Below are 20,120 nucleotides of genomic sequence, written 5' to 3'. Positions count from 1 at the left end.
TGAACAAGCAAATAAATTAATACTTACTGGGACGTCATAAATCCTCTAAATTTTTCAGCAATTTCTTTGGCATGGGAACGATACAAATAATGATTTGCCTCCAGCAGTACCACTTCACCATGTAAAGAATCCTTTATTAACTTCTCGTGCTCAGGGATCCACCTGTCTGTTGCAGGATGATTCTTTTGAATAAAGAAAAGAACAGGGAGATTTACAGGGAACGTTAGCAGTTCAGCTGCTTTAAAATTGGAATACATGCTTTCTGCCTCATTTAATTGCGTGGTATTATACATATTTTTGTTTATCAGAATTTTCAATTGTTCTTTGGTCTCATCATCATAAGGTAGTCCATCATAGGGATCAGCACCCAGTTTCAGTTGCAATCTGCCAAAACCTAATTCTCGCAGTATTTTAAGCGGTCTAGTCATGGAAGAATCAATCTTTTTTTCACTCAGCGCTGGAGCACTGCTATCCAGTCCGACAAATGCACGTACTTCATTTGGATATTTGTTCACATAATCCAGGCTATAGATTCCCGATATGGAATGACCCATCAGGATATAGCGATCAATATGGAGACTCTGTAAAGCTTCATGAATTTCACTTACAATATTTTCCGTACTGCGTTCCTTTTCGGTCTGATCGCTTAATCCGTAACCAAAAGGCTCAACCACGACCACTTTATAATATGGAGACAGCTCTGAGATAAGCGGCTTAAAATCTAGTGCTGGTGAAGCTGTTCCATAACCAGGTAGAATTACAACGGTTTCTTCGCCTTCACCCTGAATGGAGATATTCATCTGTTTCCCATCTACAGCCACATGCTGTCCATACGTTTCCATTCTTTTTTGCTCCGAATGACTACTGAATTTGTTAACGCTATACACGGTGGCCACAAAAAGTAGGATGGCTATAACGATTGCACCTAATACTTTAAGCAAAATGTTTAACACTTTCTTTGTTTTGGTTCCACCCCACTGTTCCTTCTCTGTTTCTTGTGTCACACTCATCTGCTCCTGTCCTCATCTGTTTAATGGCCGTAACAAGCCGTTAATACAAGCCTAACCAACCAAGATGTCCTCATCATGACGACAATATGAACGGAGTATGAACGAACAAAAAAAGGTCACGTATCACATGCAAGGAAGCTTGCATGTGATACGTGGCCTGAAATACGATTTAGACAATCGGGTGAATATTCTATACATCCACCTTATCCTGTAAGCCTAACTATTCCGTTGGTGGAGTGATTGGCAACGTGACAATAAAGGTCGTTCCTTGACCAGGTTCACTTTCTACTCGGATGTCCCCTTGATGAAGCGATACAATTTGTTTAACGATAGCAAGTCCCATACCACTGCCGTCATACTTGCGACTGTGAGAACGATCCGACTTGAAAAATCGTTCGAATATGCGCTTCTGGTCTTCAAGAGGGATACCAATACCTGTGTCGGAGATTCGAATAGTCACGTTCTTGATATCCTGCTTGGTGCTGACGTGAATCACGCCGCCATCCTTGGAAAATTTGATGCCGTTGCTGAGAATATTCGTCCATACCTGATTTAGCTGGTCATGATCAGCCAAGACTTTAACGGCTTGAAGATCAAGCTCAAAGTGAATGTTGCGAGCAGACCATTGTGGCTGGAGAGTTACAATAACCCGCCTGATCTGTTCATCCAGGCTGAGTGTGCTAAGTCGAGGTTGCTGTGACTGTGATTCAAGCATACTCAACTTGAGCAGATTATCACTCATTTTGGACATCCGCTTCGCCTCGGCGATGATAATCTCAAGATATCGGCTTCGTTCTTGCTCTGAGAGGTTTACTTGTTTCAGTGCTTGAGCATAACCGGATATCGAAGTAAGCGGAGATTGAACCTCGTGCGACACATTCGTTACAAATTCCCTGCGCATCTGCTCCAACTGCTGCAAATCATGCATCATTTCTTCGAAGCTGCGTGCCAGTGTGCCCAGTTCTCCGGTTTGCTTGATATTCAGCTTGACGTTGAAATCTCCAGCAGCGATCCGCTTCGTTGCTTTTGTCAGTTTTTTGATCGGTCTAACCAAATATATGGAAGCCACCAGAATGATAATACTTCCTGCAATCAATGAACAGGTTGCAAAGATCGATGCCCAGTTGACAACAAAAGAAGCCGAAGGTGGAGAGAGCGTCTCCAGAAACATCGCTTTCGTTCCCATCTCCGTTTTCACCGGCAAACCTAAGAGGACTGTCGCAATACCGTTCGGATTGTCCTGAACAACGCCTCCGTCTATTACTTTCTTTAGTTGCTCCTTCGTCACCGTGGCCGATTTATGTCCATTAAGCTTTCCATAAGACTTGAACTGACCCGTTGCTTCGTAAATCCGAATATGGTAGGAATTCAGTAGCTTCATTCCACTAACGAACGATTCTGCTTCATTTAATGGAAGGATTTTGTAAATCTGCACAACATCTTGGCCGAAGTTACGTAAGTTAATTTGAGCATTTTCATTCAATTGATCTTCGAATATCATCGTGGACACAAAAAAAGAAATGATCGTGCCGGCGATGACGGAGACCAGAAATGTCAGGACCACACGGATATATAAAGATCTAATCATTCGTAAACCTCAAGCCGGTACCCCAAGCCTCGCACCGTTTCGATCCGAAAATCGGGTGTTGTTGCGAACCGTTCACGCAGGCGTTTAATATGTACGTCTATCGTTCGATCATCTCCGGCGTAATCAATGCCCCAGATCTGATCAATCAGTTGCTCCCGTGTATAGACTTGTCCGGGTGTTCCAGCGAGCTTATAGAGCAATTCGAACTCTTTCAGTGGCAACGTAAGCGACTCCGTTCCACTCGTCACCTTATAGGTTTGTCGATCCAGGATAACGTTTCCGAAATGGATCGTATGTGTGGATCCGATTTTGTATCGTTTCAGTAATGCTCGGACACGAGCCGTGAGCTCCAACGGATCGAACGGTTTCGTCAAATAATCATCCGTCCCCAGTTCGAACCCTTTCACCTTCTCCCAGGTCTCACCTCTCGCAGTCAGCATGAGTAATGGAAGATCAGGGTTGGCTCTTCGCAGCTCCTTGCATAACGTCCAGCCATCCATGATAGGCATCATGATATCAAGCACGACAAGATCGACATGTGTCGAGCCGTAAACGGTCAGTGCCTCCTTGCCATCCGCAGCTTCAGCCGTTTCAAATCCGTCATTTCTCAAAAATAAACAGACGAGTTCACGAATATTCGGATCATCGTCAGCAACCAGTATTGTAGGCATTTGTTTCCTCTTTTCCTGTTTCCATGTCATGTAGTCGTAATCATTATACTATTATTGAATTTGTAAAAAGCAAGTAAGAAATTTAATCACGCCATTCCCTCAGAATTTTCTGCATCCCCGACTTGGTATGAAGAAACTGTTTCACTCGAGAGCCATTTGCACCAGATGGATGAGGAAATCCCCATAAAATCTTCCCTTCGTCTATCCGCTGTTCATCAAGCAATTGATGTAGTACAGCCTCCACCGACTTTCCTAATGGAATAATCAGAGGATGCTTTAACTGTTCCAATTCAGGCAGAAATGACTCAAGTACTGCTTGATACAAAAATTCACTTTGAGGAATGGAAGGCTGATGTCCATTGTAATTTTGCTTATTCACCAAGACTGGATATCGAATCAGAGAAGTTGTATGTAACAATGTACAATCTGCTTCAAATAACCTTTGCACATGGGGCACTCTTACATATTCATGCAAGCCTATTTCCTGGAGCATTAGAATCAAATTGGTACGCATAGAGCCGGCCATTCTTGCTGCTATTTTGGCTTCTTTACAGGCTTGCTCATATGATTTGTGTGCTTTCAAAGCCTGGATAGGCGTTCTATAAGCAATCTCCATCTGCTGCCAACCTGGTGTGATGCCCACAAGCATGACTTTTGCGGAAGGATTGATATATTCATTATGTGGAGAATAGAACATCTCCACCTCTCCTGAAGAGCTTAATTTCAGATCATTCATCAGCAGCTCTGCTTTGGAGTACTTTGGTTGTAACGGGAATGAATTCATCACATCAATCAGACGCTGTTGTTGAGTGGGAGATATCAGCATATTGCTCACTCCTTACGGCCTTATGTAATGGCTACCCTGCAGCTTATCACTTATATACCTTATTTTGTACAAAAATATCCGAATTAATTGAAATAAAAAGGGTAATTGACGGACAACGTCCATCAATTACCCTTTTTATTATTATGAATGGACCGGAAGTTGTACAGTAAATGTCGCACCTTCTTCTGGTTCACTAAATACGGAGACAGTACCCTCATGCATCTCCACAATTTTATGCACGATGGACAGACCCAACCCACTGCCGCCCAAGGCACGTGTGCGGGATTGATCCGCTTTGTAGAACCGTTCGAATATGCGAAGTTGATCCTGCTTGGTAATGCCGGGGCCACTGTCAGTAATACGTACACTGACCTTGCCTTCACCTTGCGTAAGGAAAACATCAATTTTCCCACCTTCTGGTGTGAACTTGATTGCATTATGAATCAGATTGATCCACAACTGAATCATCAAGTCCTCATCAGCAAAGATTTCAACTTCTTCCAGCTCTACGTTCATATCAATTTTTTTGTCATCCCATTGGGGTTCGCAGGCCAGAACCAGAGTCACCAGCTGCCGATCCAATCGGTAAGATGTTTTATGAGATGCATGCTCGGATGAATCCAGAACGGCGAGCTTCATTAAATTATCACTCAGTCTGGACAAACGAACACATTCCGTTTCAATGATCGTCAGATACTTTTCCCGTTTTTCCTGGTCCATATCTTTATTTTTCAGCGCCCTGGCGAAGCCGCTGATTGACGTGAGCGGCGATCCGATCTCATGTGATACATTGGAGATGAATTCCTGACGTAAATCTTCCATCACTTTGAGATTTGCCGCCATGTCATTGATGCTTTCAACCAACTGGACAAACGGGTGGGGATTTCTCTGTCTCCCGTTTCTATTGGCAAATTCCGCATCCAGATTCACACGAAAATCGCCCCGGGAAATACTTTTCAATGCCTGAATCATCTCATTAAAAAATTCATACTGCCTGCCTTTAACTAGCGGACCGATGATTGTAATGCATATTCCAAAGAAAATGAACCCGAGCATGGCATTGATCAGAAAAGCAAGTAATTCATGTGGTTCCCATGGGATAAAGGAATACACATATCTCGTAAGGTAGAAGGCTGCTGTCCAGCAGGCAAACAGGGCCAGAGATACCAGAATGACGTTTCTGGCAATATGAAGAAATCCACCCTCCTGCTTCATTGCCTTACCTCCAGGCGATAGCCCAAACCTCGCATGGTACGAATGACGAAAGCATGCTCTTCCTCCGGAAACCGTTCACGAAGTCGCTTGATATGCACATCAATCGTTCTCTCGTCCCCTTCGTAATCATAACCCCAAATCTTTTCGATTAACTGATCACGGGTAAAGGTTTTGCCAGGATAACTGGCAAGGGTGAACAGCAGTTCAAATTCCTTACGTGGCAACACAATATCCTGATCACCTTTCTTGCACTCAAACGTATCACCCCGCAGGACCAGTTCACCAAGCAGGATCACTTGTGAAGTCATAATCCGATATCGTTTCAATAAAGCCTTCACCCGTGCAACCAGCACCAGCGGATCAAAAGGCTTCACCAGATAATCATCCGTCCCAAGGGTAAAACCTTTGATGATCTGCGAGGTTTCCCCTTTGGCCGTTAACATCAGGAGCGGCAGATCCGTCTGCTGCCGCAACTGGCGGCACAATTCCCATCCGTCCATGCCTGGCATCATAATATCGAGAACGACGAGGTCGACCTTATGATCAGCGAGTAATCGCAGAGCATCCAAACCGTCAACAGCCTCGATTACGTGCAAACCCTCCTGCTGTAAAAAATGTCCTACCAGCTCTCGGATATGCGGGTCGTCATCAACGACCAATATGCTTGTCAAAGTGACCACCTCCATTTTTTCAACCTTGCCTTATACTCCACATTCTGTCAAGAAAAAGACCTTATATCATGAAGGCATAACATCTCTTTCCTGACATGCTACACTGTTTTAGCAAAATATGATGATTTCCAATTACGTTCTGCGCATATATGCCCGCACTGTCAATGGTGCAAAAATGGCTACAATAACCGCAGCTCCGGCAAGGCTGGTCACCAGATCTGTGCCCATTGTCCCTTGATTCGCCAATTCTCGTACAGCTGAAACCAAATGGGATATCGGATTGACATTAACTACCCACTGAAGCCAATTCGGCATCGTATCTACCGGAACGAAAGCGTTCGAAGCAAAGGTGAGCGGAAACAATACGAGCATGGAAATTCCTTGTACACTGGACGCTGTACGTGCAATAACACCGAGAAAAGCAAAAATCCAACTGATGGCCCAAGCGCACACAATAACCAGCAATCCTGCCAAGGCAACATGACCCAATCCACCTGCAGGGCTATATCCCAATAAATATCCAATCGTAAAGGTAAGGAACGTTGCAATGGTATAGCGTATCGTGTCTGCCAGCAATGCTCCGGCCAGTGGCGCAATACGTGCTATAGGCAATGATTTGAATCGGTCGAATACCCCTTTATCCATATCCTCACGCAATTGCACACCAGTAACGACGGAGCTTGTAATTACCGTCTGCACAAGTATACCCGGAATAATGACCAACAAATAAGCTTGAATATTTCCCGAGATCGCACCACCAAAAATGTACGTAAACATCAATGTGAAAATGATCGGCTGTAGTGTAACATCGAATAATTGCTCTGGTGTTCGTCTAACCTTCAAGATCCCGCGATAAGCCATCGTTAAGGAATTCCGGACGGTTTGCCCAAAGCTTGTGTATTTTCTCAGCTTACGGCTTGGGTTTTGTTTCGCTATTGTACTGTTCATACTTGCAACTCCTCCACTGCTTTTGATTCTTGAGACGTATGAGACGCATTGCCACTCGCATCTTGACCCGTAATGGTGAGGAATACTTCATCAAGTGTAGGTTTCTGGACACTCATCTCTGCCAGATCAATGCCTGCGGAACGAAAGGCAATCAGCAGATCTGCTGCAATATTCGCATTCGCCATCGGTGCAGTAATCTTTCCTGCTTCCGCTGATACGCTGGTTTCTGTTCGAAGGATCTGCTCCACAATCTGACGGGCGTGTTCAATCCGTGTCGGTTCCTGGATGCGCAGTTGAAGTGATGCAGTGCCAACGGAGGCTTTCAAATCATCCACCGTGCCTTCGGCCACAACATGGCCCTGATCAATTACGGCAACACGGTCGGCCAGTTGATCCGCTTCATCAAGATATTGTGTGGTAAGAAGCACCGTTGAACCGGTCTTGACCAACTGGCGAATCGTATTCCACATCTGTGCACGTGTCCGTGGGTCAAGTCCAGTTGTCGGTTCGTCTAGAAAGATCAGCGGCGGCTGAGCAATTAGGCTTGCTGCGAGATCGAGACGGCGGCGCATGCCTCCGGAGAACCCTTTGATCGGACGTTTCGCCGCCTCCGTCAAGCCGAACTCTTCGAGCAGCTCAGCAGTCTTGCGTTTCGATTCTGCGCGGCCAAGACCCAGCAGCCGTGAAAATATCATCAAATTTTCGTTGGCACTAAGTGACTCGTCAACCGATGCGTATTGTCCTGTAAGTCCAATTAGCTGGCGTACGATATGTGACTCCTTCACCACATCATGTCCAAATATTTTGGCTGATCCTCCATCGGGCCGAAGCAGCGTGCCCAGCATACGAATTGTTGTTGTTTTGCCTGCTCCATTCGGACCCAGTACGCCATAGATCGTACCTGCCTTTACGTTCAGATTTACACCGTCCACTGCACGCTTATCTCCAAAGATTTTTACAAGCCCCTCTGCTTCAATGGCCCAATCTCCAAGTTCATTACCTGTTGTTCTTTGCTGTGTATTTGTCAATTGTGGTTCCTCCCATATCGTTTATAGGGGAAGAATAACGTACTTTTATGAACTGAATATGAATGGAATCGGAAAGTTTTCAATTTCAAAATCACAAAACCCCGCCAAGGTCCAGATGGACACCGGCAGGGTTCGGATCGGATTTATCATACTCTAATTTGCAGGTTTGATATCAAAGAAGTCCAGTTCTCCATATCCTTCACCTTTGGAGAAGCGAATTTTGTTCACACCAGCCTTTAGCTGAACTCTCGCTGTAGACAGTCCCCAGTTCTCCCATCCCTTGTTCGTAATGTAGAAAGGACTGGCTGTGCCTCCATTCACACTCAGCAGCAGGTTGGACCAGTTGCCGCCTGCTGTGCCATTCGCTGTCCTCGCCCGGAGAATATATGTGCCCGCAGTTGCTGCATTGACGTTAAATTCTACATAGCTGTCCGCCGTATCGATATGACCAGCTTTCATGCCGCCTGAACCAGAAGGACTCTGGGATGCATAAGCGATCCCACCAAAGGTTCCCTCTTCTCCTTCATATCGAACGATTGACTTTTCTCCCGAAGGTAGAGCAATAGGTACGTTGGGATTCACCGGTGTACCCAAATTCGGGGTATTGTCGGCATTCCAGGTGAACTTCTGTAAGCGGATCTCACGATTCCATCCGGAATTATTGAATTTCGCTGTGTGGTACATGATCCAGTCCTCAGTCCCGTCAGGTGATTTCGTAAAAGAATGATGACCCGGACCGTACAAGCCGTTGCCGGATTGGAAGATAGGCTGAGTGCGCTTGCTCCAGGATGCCGGATTCAGCAAATTGCTTGAGGCGTTAGCGGTAATAAGCCCCAGACAATAGTCGTTGGTCCAACTGCCACTTGCCGAGTACACTAGACTGATGATACCGTTTCGAACGATCACCTGCGGTCCCTCATTTACATTCGGGGAATGATTGGTTTCCCAGGCGTAGGTTGGTCGTGCAATTTCCACGCGATTTGAATCGATAGTCCAGGGATTACTCATTTGGGCAATGTACAGATTTTGCCTTACATTCGTATCTCCTTCCCAGCCCGACCAGATGAAGTAGAGCTGTCCGTTCACCTGTAATACCGTCCCGTCGATAGCCCACTTGTTGTTGGGATCCGTAATCTGTCCTTTGTATTGCCAGGTTCCCTGTGTGGGATCAGCTGATGTATTTTCCATAACGTACATGCGGTGATTTACGTTGTCTCCACTATCCTTGGCATAATAGATGTACCATGCACCGTTGATGTAATGAAGCTCAGGGGCCCAGATGCCGCAGCAGCCGGTATTTACCACTGTGGTTGGAGCCGCATCAATGGTCGTTAATTGAGCTGACTTCCAGATGGTAACATTACCACCTGTTGTTTTAGTGAAATAATAGAATCCGTCTGTGTGCTTGTATACCCATGGATCAGCTCCATCCTGCATCACTACATTATAAAAGTTATTCTGAACGGTAGCAGCATGCGTCGTCTGTCCCATTGGGAAAATAAGAAATGCACATAAGGCCAGCAACAATTTGTTCCTGTAATTCATTATTTTCATCTACAGTCACGCTCCCTATATGATTATGAATCATGCGCGCTTCTGAAGTTCAACGTTCAATCTTCGATGGCAGCCTTGCGGGAATTAATGCGACGAATCATTTCCGGGTCGAATTTGGGACGGCGGTCATAGGTGTACAATCCATTCACTTCCTGTTCCACATCATATAGCTGGGTATAACAAAACCCGAACATCTTCGGATGGTCCAGCAGGACATTGGTTAGTCCCTCATAACGTGCAATGAAAGCTTCTTCGGATTGCGGTCTGTCCCCATAACCCCAAGCTTTCTCATCTTGCTGATCCGGATTCCACCAGATGCCGCCATACTCACTGATAAAATATGGCTGCCCTTCATACGTCTGCCGCTCTGGAAAGGTATTGAATACTTCCCCGCCGCTTTTCATCGGTTCATATCTGGCCCGGAACGTTTCTGGGTTCTGATCATAGTCATGCAAATCGAAGATATCCGTCACCACATGAAAGTTACCGCTGGTATCAATAACAGGACGTGTCGGGTCCATACGTTTAGTCATCTCATAGACAATGCGTAGCACGTCGTTATCCTGCCGGGTTCCATCGCGATCCCACGTTTCGTTGAAAGGGCACCAGCCGATAAGCGATGGATGATTAAAGTCACGTTCCATACCTTCCATCCATTCTGGCAGGAACCGGGCAAGACTTTCGGTCGTTGTAATATCCTGTCCCCAGTTGGCATGTTCTCCCCATACCAGGTAACCAAGCTGGTCAGCCCAATACAGGAAACGTGGCTCAAACATCTTTTCGTGCAATCTCGCTCCATTAAAGCCAAGCCCCATGGAGATCTCGATGTCCTTGCGCAGGTCTTCGTCGCTAGGTGCCGTGTAGATGCCATCCGGGTAAAAGCCCTGATCCAGCACAAGCCGCTGAAAAACAGACTTTTCATTGATGCGAAATGCCATGCCATCCAGCCTTATCGTCCGTAGTCCGAAATACGAGGCAACCGTGTCGCTGGTCTGATCCTGCCCATGCAGCTTCAGTTCCAAGTCATACAGTTTGGCATTCCCCGGCTCCCATAAATGGATTTCGGATAATGGGATGGTAAGCTTCACAGCAGGTCCATGAACAACCGCCGTTGCCCATCCAACATCCTTGCCGTCAAAGCGGGTAGTTGCAGCCAGTTCTCCACCAGCAGCGTTACCGCATATTTTAACTTCCAGGTGCACGCATGCATTATCCGGATCAGCCGCGACTTTCATGTCGGAGAGATACACCTCTGGCACCTGCTCCAGCCATACCGTTTGCCAGATGCCGGTAGTACGCGTGTAATCGCAGCCATGTGAGTGGAATCGTCCGCTCTGTTTGCCTCGCGGCTGAAGTCCAGAACGCACATCGTCTTCCGCATAAACCGTGACTACATTCGTTCCCAATGAAACATGGGATGTGATATCAAAATGGAATGGCGAATAGCCTCCCCGATGCTTGCCAACGGCTTTTCCGTTGACCCAGATCTCGGCTTCGTAATCAACAGCGCCAAAATGAAGCAAAATGCGTCCATTCATCCAAGCATCCGGAATGGAGAACTCACGTTTATACCATACTGCTGCCATAAAATCGGTATAGGCCACCCCGGACAGTTTACTCTCTGGACAGAACGGAACAGTGATTATCCCAGAGAGGTGATGTTCGGACTGTTCATAACCTCGTTCTTTCCCACTTTTGCCATGATCTATTTCGAACTGCCAAGTTCCGTTCAGATTGATCCAATGGTTACGCACCCACTGAGGGCGAGGGTATTCCGGGCGTGGTGTCAGTGTCATCTTGTCTTTATTCATACGTAAATCACTCCTATTAGCCTTTGATTGAACCGATATATACTCCTTTTACAAAGTACTTTTGCATGAAAGGGTATACCATCAGTATTGGAATGGTGGACACAACAATGGTGCAATATTTGTTCTGTATTTGAATCAAAGTATAATTACACAATAATTAGATGTCAACGTTTTCAATTTATTTTCTTGTAATAAAATACGTCTGATATTCTTGCTTACTTTTCCTTCAAACAGCATGAGAAAGTTAATTATTCACTGGGAAACTCCATTAAAATGCTGTTTTAATGCGGTAAAACCCAGTTTGAAGCCAACATATTTTTTACTTTCTTCGCCTAATGACAGCATGCGTTTTCACCAAAGTATTTATATGCTTTGCTTTTTAATTACAAAATAATTGTAACTATAGGCATACCTATCCACTATTCTCGAGTCTTATGTCTTACTCTCCCGATGGAATTTGAAGCGCATGATCATCGCTGAAAGGCACACCAAAATCAGGTGTTCCATCCCTGTTCCATTCAAATTTTTGAATGCGCGTTGCCCGTAAACCGGTATCTGCACCCGGCGCAGGAAGGGCATGAAATACGATCCAGTCTTCCAGACCATCCGGTGATGTAGTAAAGCTGTTGTGTCCTGTGGCATATACACCATTCTCCATACTCTTCCGAAAAATAGGCTCCGGGGACTTGGTCCAAGATGAGGCCAGTATCGGATCATCCTCTTCATTCATGGTCAGCATGCCAAGTGCATAATCTTCCGACCAGGTTGTGCTGGCCGAGAAAATCAGAAAAACTCGTCCATTTCGATGCAGCGTAACCGGGCCTTCATTAATGGCCATTCCGCCTTGCTTTTCCCAGGAAAGGGTCGGCGCTGTTAACAGCACATGGTCACCTGTCAGAGAGTAAGGGTTAGACATCCGCATTATATAGATCGCTGACCCATAGTCCGGAAAATGACCGTAGCCTGCGTATAGAAAATATAGCTGCCCAGCCAGCTTGAGCACCGTACCATCCAGACCAGGAACAGGAGTGTCGAGGGCCCCCTTCCATACCCAATCGCCATCCATGGGATTCGAGCTTTCATTCTCCAGCACGCAAATTCGCCGTGAATCGTCCCCTCCCCCATCATTGGCCGTATAGTATATGTACCATTTTCCGTTCAAAAAATGGATTTCTGGTGCCCACAAATGATGGCTGAAACGCCCGCCAGGCTCCGGTGACCAGATGATTTTCCGATTGCCTTCGTCAATGTGAGATAATCGGGTGGACTGAATAAGCTCCAGGTAATTAGAGCGCGTACGCATAAAATAATAATGACCATCGGAGTGCCTGTAGACCCAAGGGTCTGCGGATTGCAGTGCCACCGGATTACAAAATGTACTGGTTGTCATCTCTATTCTCTCCCTTCATGTCGTGCTATTTTCTATTATCTGGCAGGATTTGTTTGCAGACAATTGTGAAAACGCTTTTATTCGGTTGTGAAAAAAGACAACCTTCAAGCGATTTCGTCGGTCGAAAAAAAACATCCTGGAGACGGTTTTTCCTGTTGAAGTTTTACTGAATGCTTTGCATCCGCCATTCCAGTGGGGTAACCCCGACAGATCTGACAAAATAATCATAAAATCGGCTGGACGAAGTGAACCCTACTTCCGAAGATATCATTTCAACCGCTTTGTTGGTTTGTTGTAACAGCCGTTTGGCTTCCATTACACGAAGATTGATAATGTATTGCTTCGGAGAAACCCCCACCGATTCCGTGAATTTCTTTCGCAGATTGCTTTCTGACAGGAAATGTCGAGAGGCCAATTCACTAACTGTAATCGGCGTGTAGTATCCCGAATGAATCTCTTTCAGGACTTCCTGAATGATGCCTTGACCGGTTGGATCGATCACAGGATGAGGAGCTTCGATTGAGCAATTTCGCTGGAACAGTAGCAGTGCTGTCTCCAGCGCTAGACGTATTAAATGATTGGAGTCAATGCTCCGCTTGTCTTCGGACCGCCACTCCTTCTCCAATTCGGATAAACTGATATCTGCCCAGCGAAGACTATCTTGATTGAGATGGGCAAGCTGAATGCGATTCCTCTGATGGTCCTGCCCATTGAAGAGATATCGACAATGCACGGGCAGGTAGTCATGATAATAATGCACGGAAATGCCCTGCCATGGCTCGGTACACACATAACCGTGATAAAGCCCTAGCGGGATCATAATAAGGTCACCCGCAACTACTTTGACATTCTGCTCTGGTGAACTGTAATACCCTTCTCCATCCAGTATAAGTGTCAATTCATCATAAGCATGTGAATGGGACTTGAATATACCTTCACCCTTCTCCAGATGAAACAAGTTCGGTTTAAAACGCTCGATACTCACGATACATGAAGTACCGTTATTTGGCATATCTCGCATCCTTATCACCCGCATTCATCGTATACCTTACCTGCATAATAATGTTCTGTTCATGATCCCCGAACTCATCGCCAAACAGGTTAATGCCTCCCTGATGCCTGGCATCCGGATGGATTCCAATGCGTAATCTTAACTTGGGTTTATCCTCAAGATGAAGATCTGACAGGGATACATCCGAAATTTTCTCCTTGTCCAGCGTGGTCATGTTGTCGTCCACACGCCACTTTTTGAGAATGCCGTATTGTGTGGAACCATCAGACCACCATGCCGGATTAAGTTTACCTCGGCGGTCGCCCAAATCTCCGGGACTAGTCCACATCCCGATCTCAGTGCCATTCACCCAAACGGAAATATCCGAGGGCCAATCATTGTTATAGGTTGCTACTTCAGAACAGATTTCCATGGACAATTCCAAAGCTTCAATCGTTGCACCTTGCGGAATATCCATCGGAAGCAGATATTCCAGATAACCTTTTGCCAGCCAGATGATCTGAGCATCAATATGCTTAGGATGATAGAAGCTTGCCGGGTCGTCTTCCTTCAGAATCATGTCCTCCGTGCTCGCCATGCCGCATGTTGGCGCGACTTCACAGTCGCTGTAATGTCCTATCGGCATCTGTACTTCATAGACATTTGTATCCCGTGTAGGAAAAGAACTCACTCGATCCAGAGCAATATGAATATCATCATAATTGCGGCTGCAAACCTTCATGGCCCCACGAGAAGCCGGGAGCATTTCCGTATGTATTAAATTGGCCGCCTCCAACACTTTAATATGGTTGGCTACCGTTGACACGGGCAGGTTAAGTGCTTCAGCAATTTCGATAATGTTTAATTTGTTGGCATTAAGAAGCTGGAGAATGTCAATCCGGGAACGAGTCGACAGGGCGTGGGTTACAGTTACCAGTTTTTCCGGGTCGTTAAAGCTGAGTTCCAGCACGTATTTGCTCTCCTTTGGAAAATATTAATTAAAATAATTCTACTTAATAACAGGAATAAACACAATGTTGCCATGTTCCATCCTGCTTGCGAAAGAAATCATTTGAGAACATTTTCCACGTAATCTTTCCTATAGTATAGGCAATGAATAGAAGTAATCTGCATTTCTTGCGAAAGGAAGGTTATACGTGATAAGTGAAATCAACAGTTGGATCAGGCATATTGCTTCTAACTATATATTGATTATTGCGGCAGCTGTCATTTTCTTCGCAATTAAGGCTGTTATTGGTTTCTATACCTACAAGCATTACAACAAACAATTGGACCATCTGCACCATAAAGTCGATCTGCTCATCAAGGAACAGCAGCTTCTCGCTCAGCAGTTTTCCGTCCCTAACGGAAACAGAGACATGTCGCAAAAAGAAGACCACTTCGAGTCTTCATCGCAAACTCCTCTAATGTGATCTTCTCATTTGTCTTATGTGTGAGATGACCCTTCCCCTCTTTTAAATCAAATCAAAGGCTTACTCACTCACCGTAAGAGTAGACTACATTGTTCTGATCAGTCTTGTTTTATTTTTCGATTCTTTCCTGACAGAAAAATACCTTGAACGTTATAAAAGCCGTGATTGTTTGTTGTTAAACATCCAATCACGGCTTTTATATATTGACTGTATGATATTAATCTTTCTCCTATTGCACAATCTTCACAGGCAAGTACGTCAGAGACTGGCCTGGAGCCGAGACGGTAAGGTTATTTTCCAAATCAAATGATTCAACCGATTCGATGAAAGGTACCCTTTCTACAAATGCGGTCAAAGCAACAATCAATTCCATTCTCGCCAGTGGAGCACCCAGACAGAAATGCGGACCATTCCCAAAGGTGAGGTGTTTTTTGTTATTAGGACGGTGAATATTCAAGTCGAACGGATTTTCAAATATGGTTTCATCCATATTCGCCGCACTCATCCAGGAGATAACGACATCCCCTTTTTTCAATTCTACACCCAAGAGATCATTATCCTTCTTAACAGTCCGATGTCGCTTGGCATTATGGAAGCGATAACGAAGCATCTCTTCCACCGCAAGTGGGATCAGCTCAGGGTTCTCTCGTAATTGCACATACAGGTTGGGGTCATCATAGAGAAAAGAATAAAATGTATTAGATACCATGTGACTGGTTGTTTCGATACCAGCACCGAGCAAAAGCATGGTGGTTCGAACAATCTCATCATCGGAAAACTTCTCGCCGTCCACATCAACTTTCAACAGATCTGTAATGATATCGTCGCCAGGCTGAGTCCGTTTCTGAACGACAATAGGGTACAGGAACTGGTAATACTCCTGTGCTGCGACCTGCTTTTTCAGTTCCATTTCCTCTGCATTTTCTCTATTGGCGGGTTGAAACAGAATATCTACCCAACTTTTGAAGCGGTGGCTGTCCGTCAGCGGTATGCCCAACAAATCAGACATAACCATGGAAGGCAATGGTGCTGCCAGTGCTTGCACGATGTCGATCGTTGTATTGAGCTCGATATCCTCCACCAGTTGCTTCGCAATGTTCCGAATCCGTGGCTCCCAGTTTTTCAGACTGCGGGGTGTAAAAGCAGCTGAGAGCAACGAACGGCTTTTTTGATGACGCGGAGGATCTATGCTCGAAATATTCATTTTGTCCGGCGGTGTGCCTTCCTTGTTTTTAGCTCCGACTGAAATGGTTGTTCTTGAGCCTTCGGATGAAAAATATTCATGATTGCTTAGTACCTGCTTGACATCGTCATATCTGAACACATTCCATGTGTCCGTATCCTCATGATAGTAGACAGGTTTCTCTGACAACATTTTCCGAAACCAGTGAAGAGGAAAAAACTCTTCCGATCTGGACTGGAAATTGGTAATATCGTGAACACGAATCACTTCTTTGTACATCCAGTACACCGCCTCTCGAACTATTTTATCCAAAGGAAAGAGGGATTTCTTCCATGCCTCTGATAATCATCCCCAGCGCCACTTCAGTTCTTCGCCTCCCTTTGATTCCTCCTTTGTTGGCACATGAATTGACAGTTCAGCGCACAACCAATTTTATACTAATCGTATATTATTTGGAATGAAACTTTCGAACTATATTCATAATCTGGATAATTCAAGGTATATTTTTATACTGTTCGTATATTTAATGACGAGAATTAAGTTCTTAAGGGTTATGTACTTTTGGGCAAAATAAACAAGCTCAAGAAATGAAAACATCATTAATCTGGGATTACAGATAGACAGGGATGAACATGTCTAAACCTCATACGTAGACCATATGGTTTACTATGGTATGCTTGAACACTAGACTCATTCTTTGCACATCGGGGTTACGTTCGGGAGGGATACAGTGAATTGGATACGTCCAGTGAATAGAGGAGAATCTGTCTTTAAAGTTAAAAATAATCGCATTATCTACTTTGCAAAATTATCTATTCCACTTAATGCCCTTATCGCAGTTGGAAAAATACTTTTAGGAATCTTTACGCTCTCCTTCTTTTTATGCATTAACGCCTTTTATAATATTGGCATCGCTGTTGCCAAGTATTACGCAGCAAAAGCACATGAGGACTCGAATCTTGATGATTCCAGCCCGGAGGAAATCCTAAAAAAACAATACGCGGCATACCGATTTATAGGCAATATTGTGCTCGCTTCAAGTACGGTGTACATCATTTATTGCAGTAAGTTATTATTCGTTACAGGCAGCAAAACACATTATCCTCACTATGTCGCCTTCATCATAGCTGCCGTTACTTTTACCGAAATCGCGGTATCTCTTGGGGGCGCCATTATGGCGAGACGGAATAATGAACCGGTCATTGAAGCCATCAAACTGACGAACTTCTCTTCATCATTGATCTCACTTTCATTAACACAAACTGCGATCATGTCATTCTCATACAAAGGAGATCCTACATTTTACAATGGACTGTCAGGCATCATTTTTGGTGCTCTGGCAGCACTCATCGGGCTGTATATGATATTACGAACTCCGACAGGAGATTAGCCCATTTATAGTCTGTTGAAAAGACATCTGCGTATAGTTGAGTCTGACTATAGCTGGATGTTTTTTTGTTATATCAAGTCATTGTAAGAATAAGCGCGAATTAAAGAGAACTGTTTGGCAAGGAAATGCGGTGCATAGGGCATGTCATTACGAAGCCAGGATACAATGGTACCAATCAGAGCTGAGGAACTGTACCAGATAGCGATTTCCTTATGAATACCCGCTTGTGAAAGAGAGCTTCCCAGCTCCAAGCTTTCGATCTTGGCCGAAACGAGTGTCGTTAGTAATTTCATGAGCCTCTCCGTAAAAATGGGGGTTCGTCTGGAAGCGAGAACGACGCGATAGAATTTGGAATGTTCAGCAAAGTGTTCAAGCAATTTCACAAGCACTGGCCAACCATCGTCTTTGGCAGCATCTTCAAATTGAGGAGCATATTCGTCCACAATTCGTTCAATGTGCTCGATCATCTCGTCCGCCATTTTCTCCATCATGTCTGTGATGTCCCGATAATGCAGATAGAAGGTCACACGGTTGATCGTCGCTCGTTCTGCAATCCGGTTGACGGACAATTTCTCGATGTCCATTTCCTGCAACAGATCTACAAAAGCATCACGAATCAACTGTCTTGTGCGAAGTATACGAGGATCTGTAGAAGACTTCTTTTCGTTTTTCATACAATATCACTCCTCAAATTTTAAAAATTACAATTTTAAATGATCAGTCGTTTATTTCCGAATTAGACGACATATTTTATTATTTCGTAAAATAAGCAACGAAAATACCCAAAATCGTAAATTGTAATCTTCGGGAATATGTATATAATTCAATAGATACAATGTAAACTATACAACACGTTGTAAATTTAGTCACGTGTGGATTGAAAGGATGGAATGGATTGAGCCAGGCTAGATTAAAAGAAAGAGATGACGTAAAAAAGGGCCCCATACTGTTTGTTATGATTTTGGGTGCATTTCTTGCCACATTGAACCAAACCGTTATGAGTGTGGCAACTCCGGAGCTGATGGGTGATTTTAATATCTCAGCAGCAACAGCCCAATGGTTTACGACAGGCTACATGCTGGTGAATGGTGTACTCATTCCCATCACGGCCTATTTCATGCAACGCTTTTCGACACGGCAATTATTTCAAGCTTCGATGTTTATTTTCCTCATCGGTACGATTATATCTGCCCTTGCGAGTAATTTTGGTACACTGTTGACAGGACGTATGGTTCAAGCAGCCGGTGCTGGTATTATCATGCCATTGTTAATGCATGTCATTCTTACCTTGTTCACTCCTGAGAAAAGGGGCGCCGCGATGGGGATGGTCGGCTTTGCCATCATTTTCGCTCCAGCGATTGGGCCAACCCTTGCTGGATATATTCTTGAGAACTACACATGGCAAACGATGTTTTACGGGATGATCCCACTAACCGTTATTGTTATTGGTTTTGCGTTTGTATATCTCAAAAATGTATCGGAACGAGTCAATCTCAAGTTCGACACACTCAGCGTGTTGCTGTCCACGATTGGATTCGGCGCATTGCTGTATGGCTTCAGCCGGGCAGGAAGTCTGGGATGGTCAAGCGCAGAAGTAATCATATGCATTGCAGCAGGAGTCATTGCTCTTGGACTGTTCACATGGAGACAACTCGCGTCTGCAAATCCGCTGCTCGATCTGCGGGCTTTCAAGTATAATATGTTCTCACTGACCACAATCATTAATATCGCGATCACGATGATCATGTATGCTGATATGATGTTGCTTCCTTTATACCTCCAAAATGCACGGGGTTACACTGCATTGGAGTCCGGATTATTATTGCTTCCGGGGGCGCTTGTCATGGGCTTCCTGATGCCGATAACGGGTAGATTGTTTGACCGGTTTGGCGCAAAATGGCTGGCAATTATCGGGATGGTTATCACGATCGTAACCACCATCGGTTTTATCGATCTAACGGATTCTACTAGTTATACCTACCTTGTATTAATGTCAACAGGTCGTCGAATTGGTATGGCCCTGCTTATGATGCCAATCCAAACGGCAGGTTTGAATCAACTGCCACCACGACTAGGACCACACGGTACAGCGATATCCAACACCGTCAGACAAGTAGCTGGCGCTGTGGGTACTTCATTGCTCGTGAGTGTAATGACCAGTCGCACAACGGCACATGTACAGGATATGGTTGCAACAGGTGCAGCCAAAGGCTTAACTCAACAGCAGTTGGGAATGGAATCCATGATCCAGGGAATTAATGATGCTTATGTTGTCATTATCGGCATTGCTGTTCTCGGATTGCTACTTTCCTTCTTCATTAAACGTACCAAACAAGCAACGGAGGAAGACTCCAAACAGCCTGTAAGACAAAAAGTCTCGATGAATACAAATTAAGAATAACATTTACATG

18 protein-coding genes and 1 pseudogene are annotated in these 20,120 nt (G+C 44.8%); 3 read left to right on the top strand and 16 right to left on the bottom strand.

All coding sequences use genetic code 11. The features are described 5' to 3' along the window. Positions 1-23: 23 nt before the first annotated feature. The 14 genes and pseudogenes from ACDJ58_RS12800 to ACDJ58_RS12735 all read right to left on the bottom strand — a co-directional run bounded on the left by ACDJ58_RS12800 (position 24) and on the right by ACDJ58_RS12735 (position 14,673). A complete protein-coding gene (locus ACDJ58_RS12800; protein WP_413378423.1) occupies positions 24-1,010 on the bottom strand; it encodes an alpha/beta fold hydrolase in 987 nt (328 codons plus the stop codon). Between the two features lie 220 nt (positions 1,011-1,230). After that, a complete protein-coding gene (locus ACDJ58_RS12795) occupies positions 1,231-2,598 on the bottom strand; it encodes an ATP-binding protein (RefSeq protein WP_413378420.1) in 1,368 nt (455 codons plus the stop codon). Continuing rightward, positions 2,595-3,269 carry a response regulator transcription factor gene (locus ACDJ58_RS12790; RefSeq protein WP_413378418.1) on the bottom strand — a complete coding sequence of 225 codons (675 nt, stop codon included), beginning with the start codon at positions 3,267-3,269 and terminating at the stop codon, positions 2,595-2,597. Before ACDJ58_RS12790 ends, ACDJ58_RS12795 begins: the two co-directional genes overlap by 4 nt. Before the next feature lie 82 nt (positions 3,270-3,351). Next, positions 3,352-4,095 (bottom strand): hypothetical protein, encoded by a 744-nt coding sequence (locus tag ACDJ58_RS12785; protein ID WP_413378416.1) that lies wholly within the window; start codon positions 4,093-4,095, stop codon positions 3,352-3,354. A gap of 141 nt (positions 4,096-4,236) precedes the next feature. Then, positions 4,237-5,310, bottom strand: coding sequence for a sensor histidine kinase (locus tag ACDJ58_RS12780; RefSeq protein WP_413378414.1), 1,074 nt, complete (start codon positions 5,308-5,310; stop codon positions 4,237-4,239). Next, a complete protein-coding gene (locus tag ACDJ58_RS12775; protein WP_099854353.1) occupies positions 5,307-5,981 on the bottom strand; it encodes a response regulator transcription factor in 675 nt (224 codons plus the stop codon). The genes ACDJ58_RS12780 and ACDJ58_RS12775 overlap by 4 nt, the downstream gene beginning before the upstream one ends. A 132-nt stretch (positions 5,982-6,113) precedes the next feature. Then, positions 6,114-6,929, bottom strand: coding sequence for an ABC transporter permease (locus ACDJ58_RS12770; protein ID WP_413378412.1), 816 nt, complete (start codon positions 6,927-6,929; stop codon positions 6,114-6,116). Next, the gene (locus tag ACDJ58_RS12765; RefSeq protein ID WP_413378410.1) at positions 6,926-7,957 is read right to left on the bottom strand and encodes an ATP-binding cassette domain-containing protein; all 1,032 of its coding nucleotides are present in this window, start codon (positions 7,955-7,957) and stop codon (positions 6,926-6,928) included. The genes ACDJ58_RS12770 and ACDJ58_RS12765 overlap by 4 nt, the downstream gene beginning before the upstream one ends. Before the next feature lie 153 nt (positions 7,958-8,110). Then, on the bottom strand, positions 8,111-9,511 hold the full coding sequence (locus tag ACDJ58_RS12760) for a family 43 glycosylhydrolase (protein ID WP_413378408.1): 1,401 nt from the start codon (positions 9,509-9,511) through the stop codon (positions 8,111-8,113). A gap of 56 nt (positions 9,512-9,567) precedes the next feature. Further along, complete coding sequence (locus ACDJ58_RS12755; protein ID WP_413378406.1) at positions 9,568-11,322, bottom strand: glycoside hydrolase family 2 protein; 1,755 nt, start codon at positions 11,320-11,322, stop codon at positions 9,568-9,570. A gap of 16 nt (positions 11,323-11,338) precedes the next feature. Continuing rightward, positions 11,339-11,443, bottom strand: a pseudogene (locus ACDJ58_RS12750) (carbohydrate ABC transporter permease); the annotation flags it as partial. Positions 11,444-11,761: 318 nt separating this feature from the next. Next, positions 11,762-12,712, bottom strand: a complete 951-nt coding sequence (locus ACDJ58_RS12745) for a family 43 glycosylhydrolase (RefSeq protein WP_413378404.1) — start codon at positions 12,710-12,712, stop codon at positions 11,762-11,764. A gap of 163 nt (positions 12,713-12,875) precedes the next feature. After that, complete coding sequence (locus ACDJ58_RS12740) at positions 12,876-13,724, bottom strand: AraC family transcriptional regulator (RefSeq protein ID WP_413378403.1); 849 nt, start codon at positions 13,722-13,724, stop codon at positions 12,876-12,878. Then, positions 13,714-14,673, bottom strand: a complete 960-nt coding sequence (locus tag ACDJ58_RS12735; protein WP_413378401.1) for an ArsR/SmtB family transcription factor — start codon at positions 14,671-14,673, stop codon at positions 13,714-13,716. The genes ACDJ58_RS12740 and ACDJ58_RS12735 overlap by 11 nt, the downstream gene beginning before the upstream one ends. 187 nt (positions 14,674-14,860) lie before the next feature. On the opposite strand from ACDJ58_RS12735, the gene ACDJ58_RS12730 reads away from it, so the two are divergent. Continuing rightward, entirely contained in the window at positions 14,861-15,136 is a 276-nt protein-coding gene (locus ACDJ58_RS12730; protein ID WP_413378399.1) for a hypothetical protein, read from the top strand. A gap of 229 nt (positions 15,137-15,365) precedes the next feature. Here ACDJ58_RS12730 and ACDJ58_RS12725 read toward each other — a convergent pair whose 3' ends face one another. Then, on the bottom strand, positions 15,366-16,598 hold the full coding sequence (locus ACDJ58_RS12725; protein ID WP_413378397.1) for a cytochrome P450: 1,233 nt from the start codon (positions 16,596-16,598) through the stop codon (positions 15,366-15,368). Between the two features lie 451 nt (positions 16,599-17,049). On the opposite strand from ACDJ58_RS12725, the gene ACDJ58_RS12720 reads away from it, so the two are divergent. Then, on the top strand, positions 17,050-17,709 hold the full coding sequence (locus tag ACDJ58_RS12720; protein WP_413378395.1) for a hypothetical protein: 660 nt from the start codon (positions 17,050-17,052) through the stop codon (positions 17,707-17,709). 68 nt (positions 17,710-17,777) lie between these two features. Here the strand turns inward: ACDJ58_RS12720 and ACDJ58_RS12715 are convergent, their stop codons facing one another. Further along, positions 17,778-18,383, bottom strand: coding sequence for a TetR/AcrR family transcriptional regulator C-terminal domain-containing protein (locus ACDJ58_RS12715; protein ID WP_413378392.1), 606 nt, complete (start codon positions 18,381-18,383; stop codon positions 17,778-17,780). A 281-nt stretch (positions 18,384-18,664) separates the two neighbouring features. Here ACDJ58_RS12715 and ACDJ58_RS12710 point away from each other — a divergent pair, with 281 nt between their 5' ends. Next, entirely contained in the window at positions 18,665-20,104 is a 1,440-nt protein-coding gene (locus ACDJ58_RS12710) for a DHA2 family efflux MFS transporter permease subunit (RefSeq protein ID WP_413379647.1), read from the top strand. Positions 20,105-20,120 lie beyond the last annotated feature (16 nt).

Origin of the sequence: Paenibacillus taichungensis (assembly GCF_047302525.1) — a bacterium.
Taxonomy (GTDB): Bacteria; Bacillota; Bacilli; order Paenibacillales; family Paenibacillaceae; genus Paenibacillus; species Paenibacillus taichungensis_B.
The sequence above is the reverse complement of the archived record's forward strand: the minus strand, read 5'-3'. Positions and strand labels throughout refer to the sequence as shown.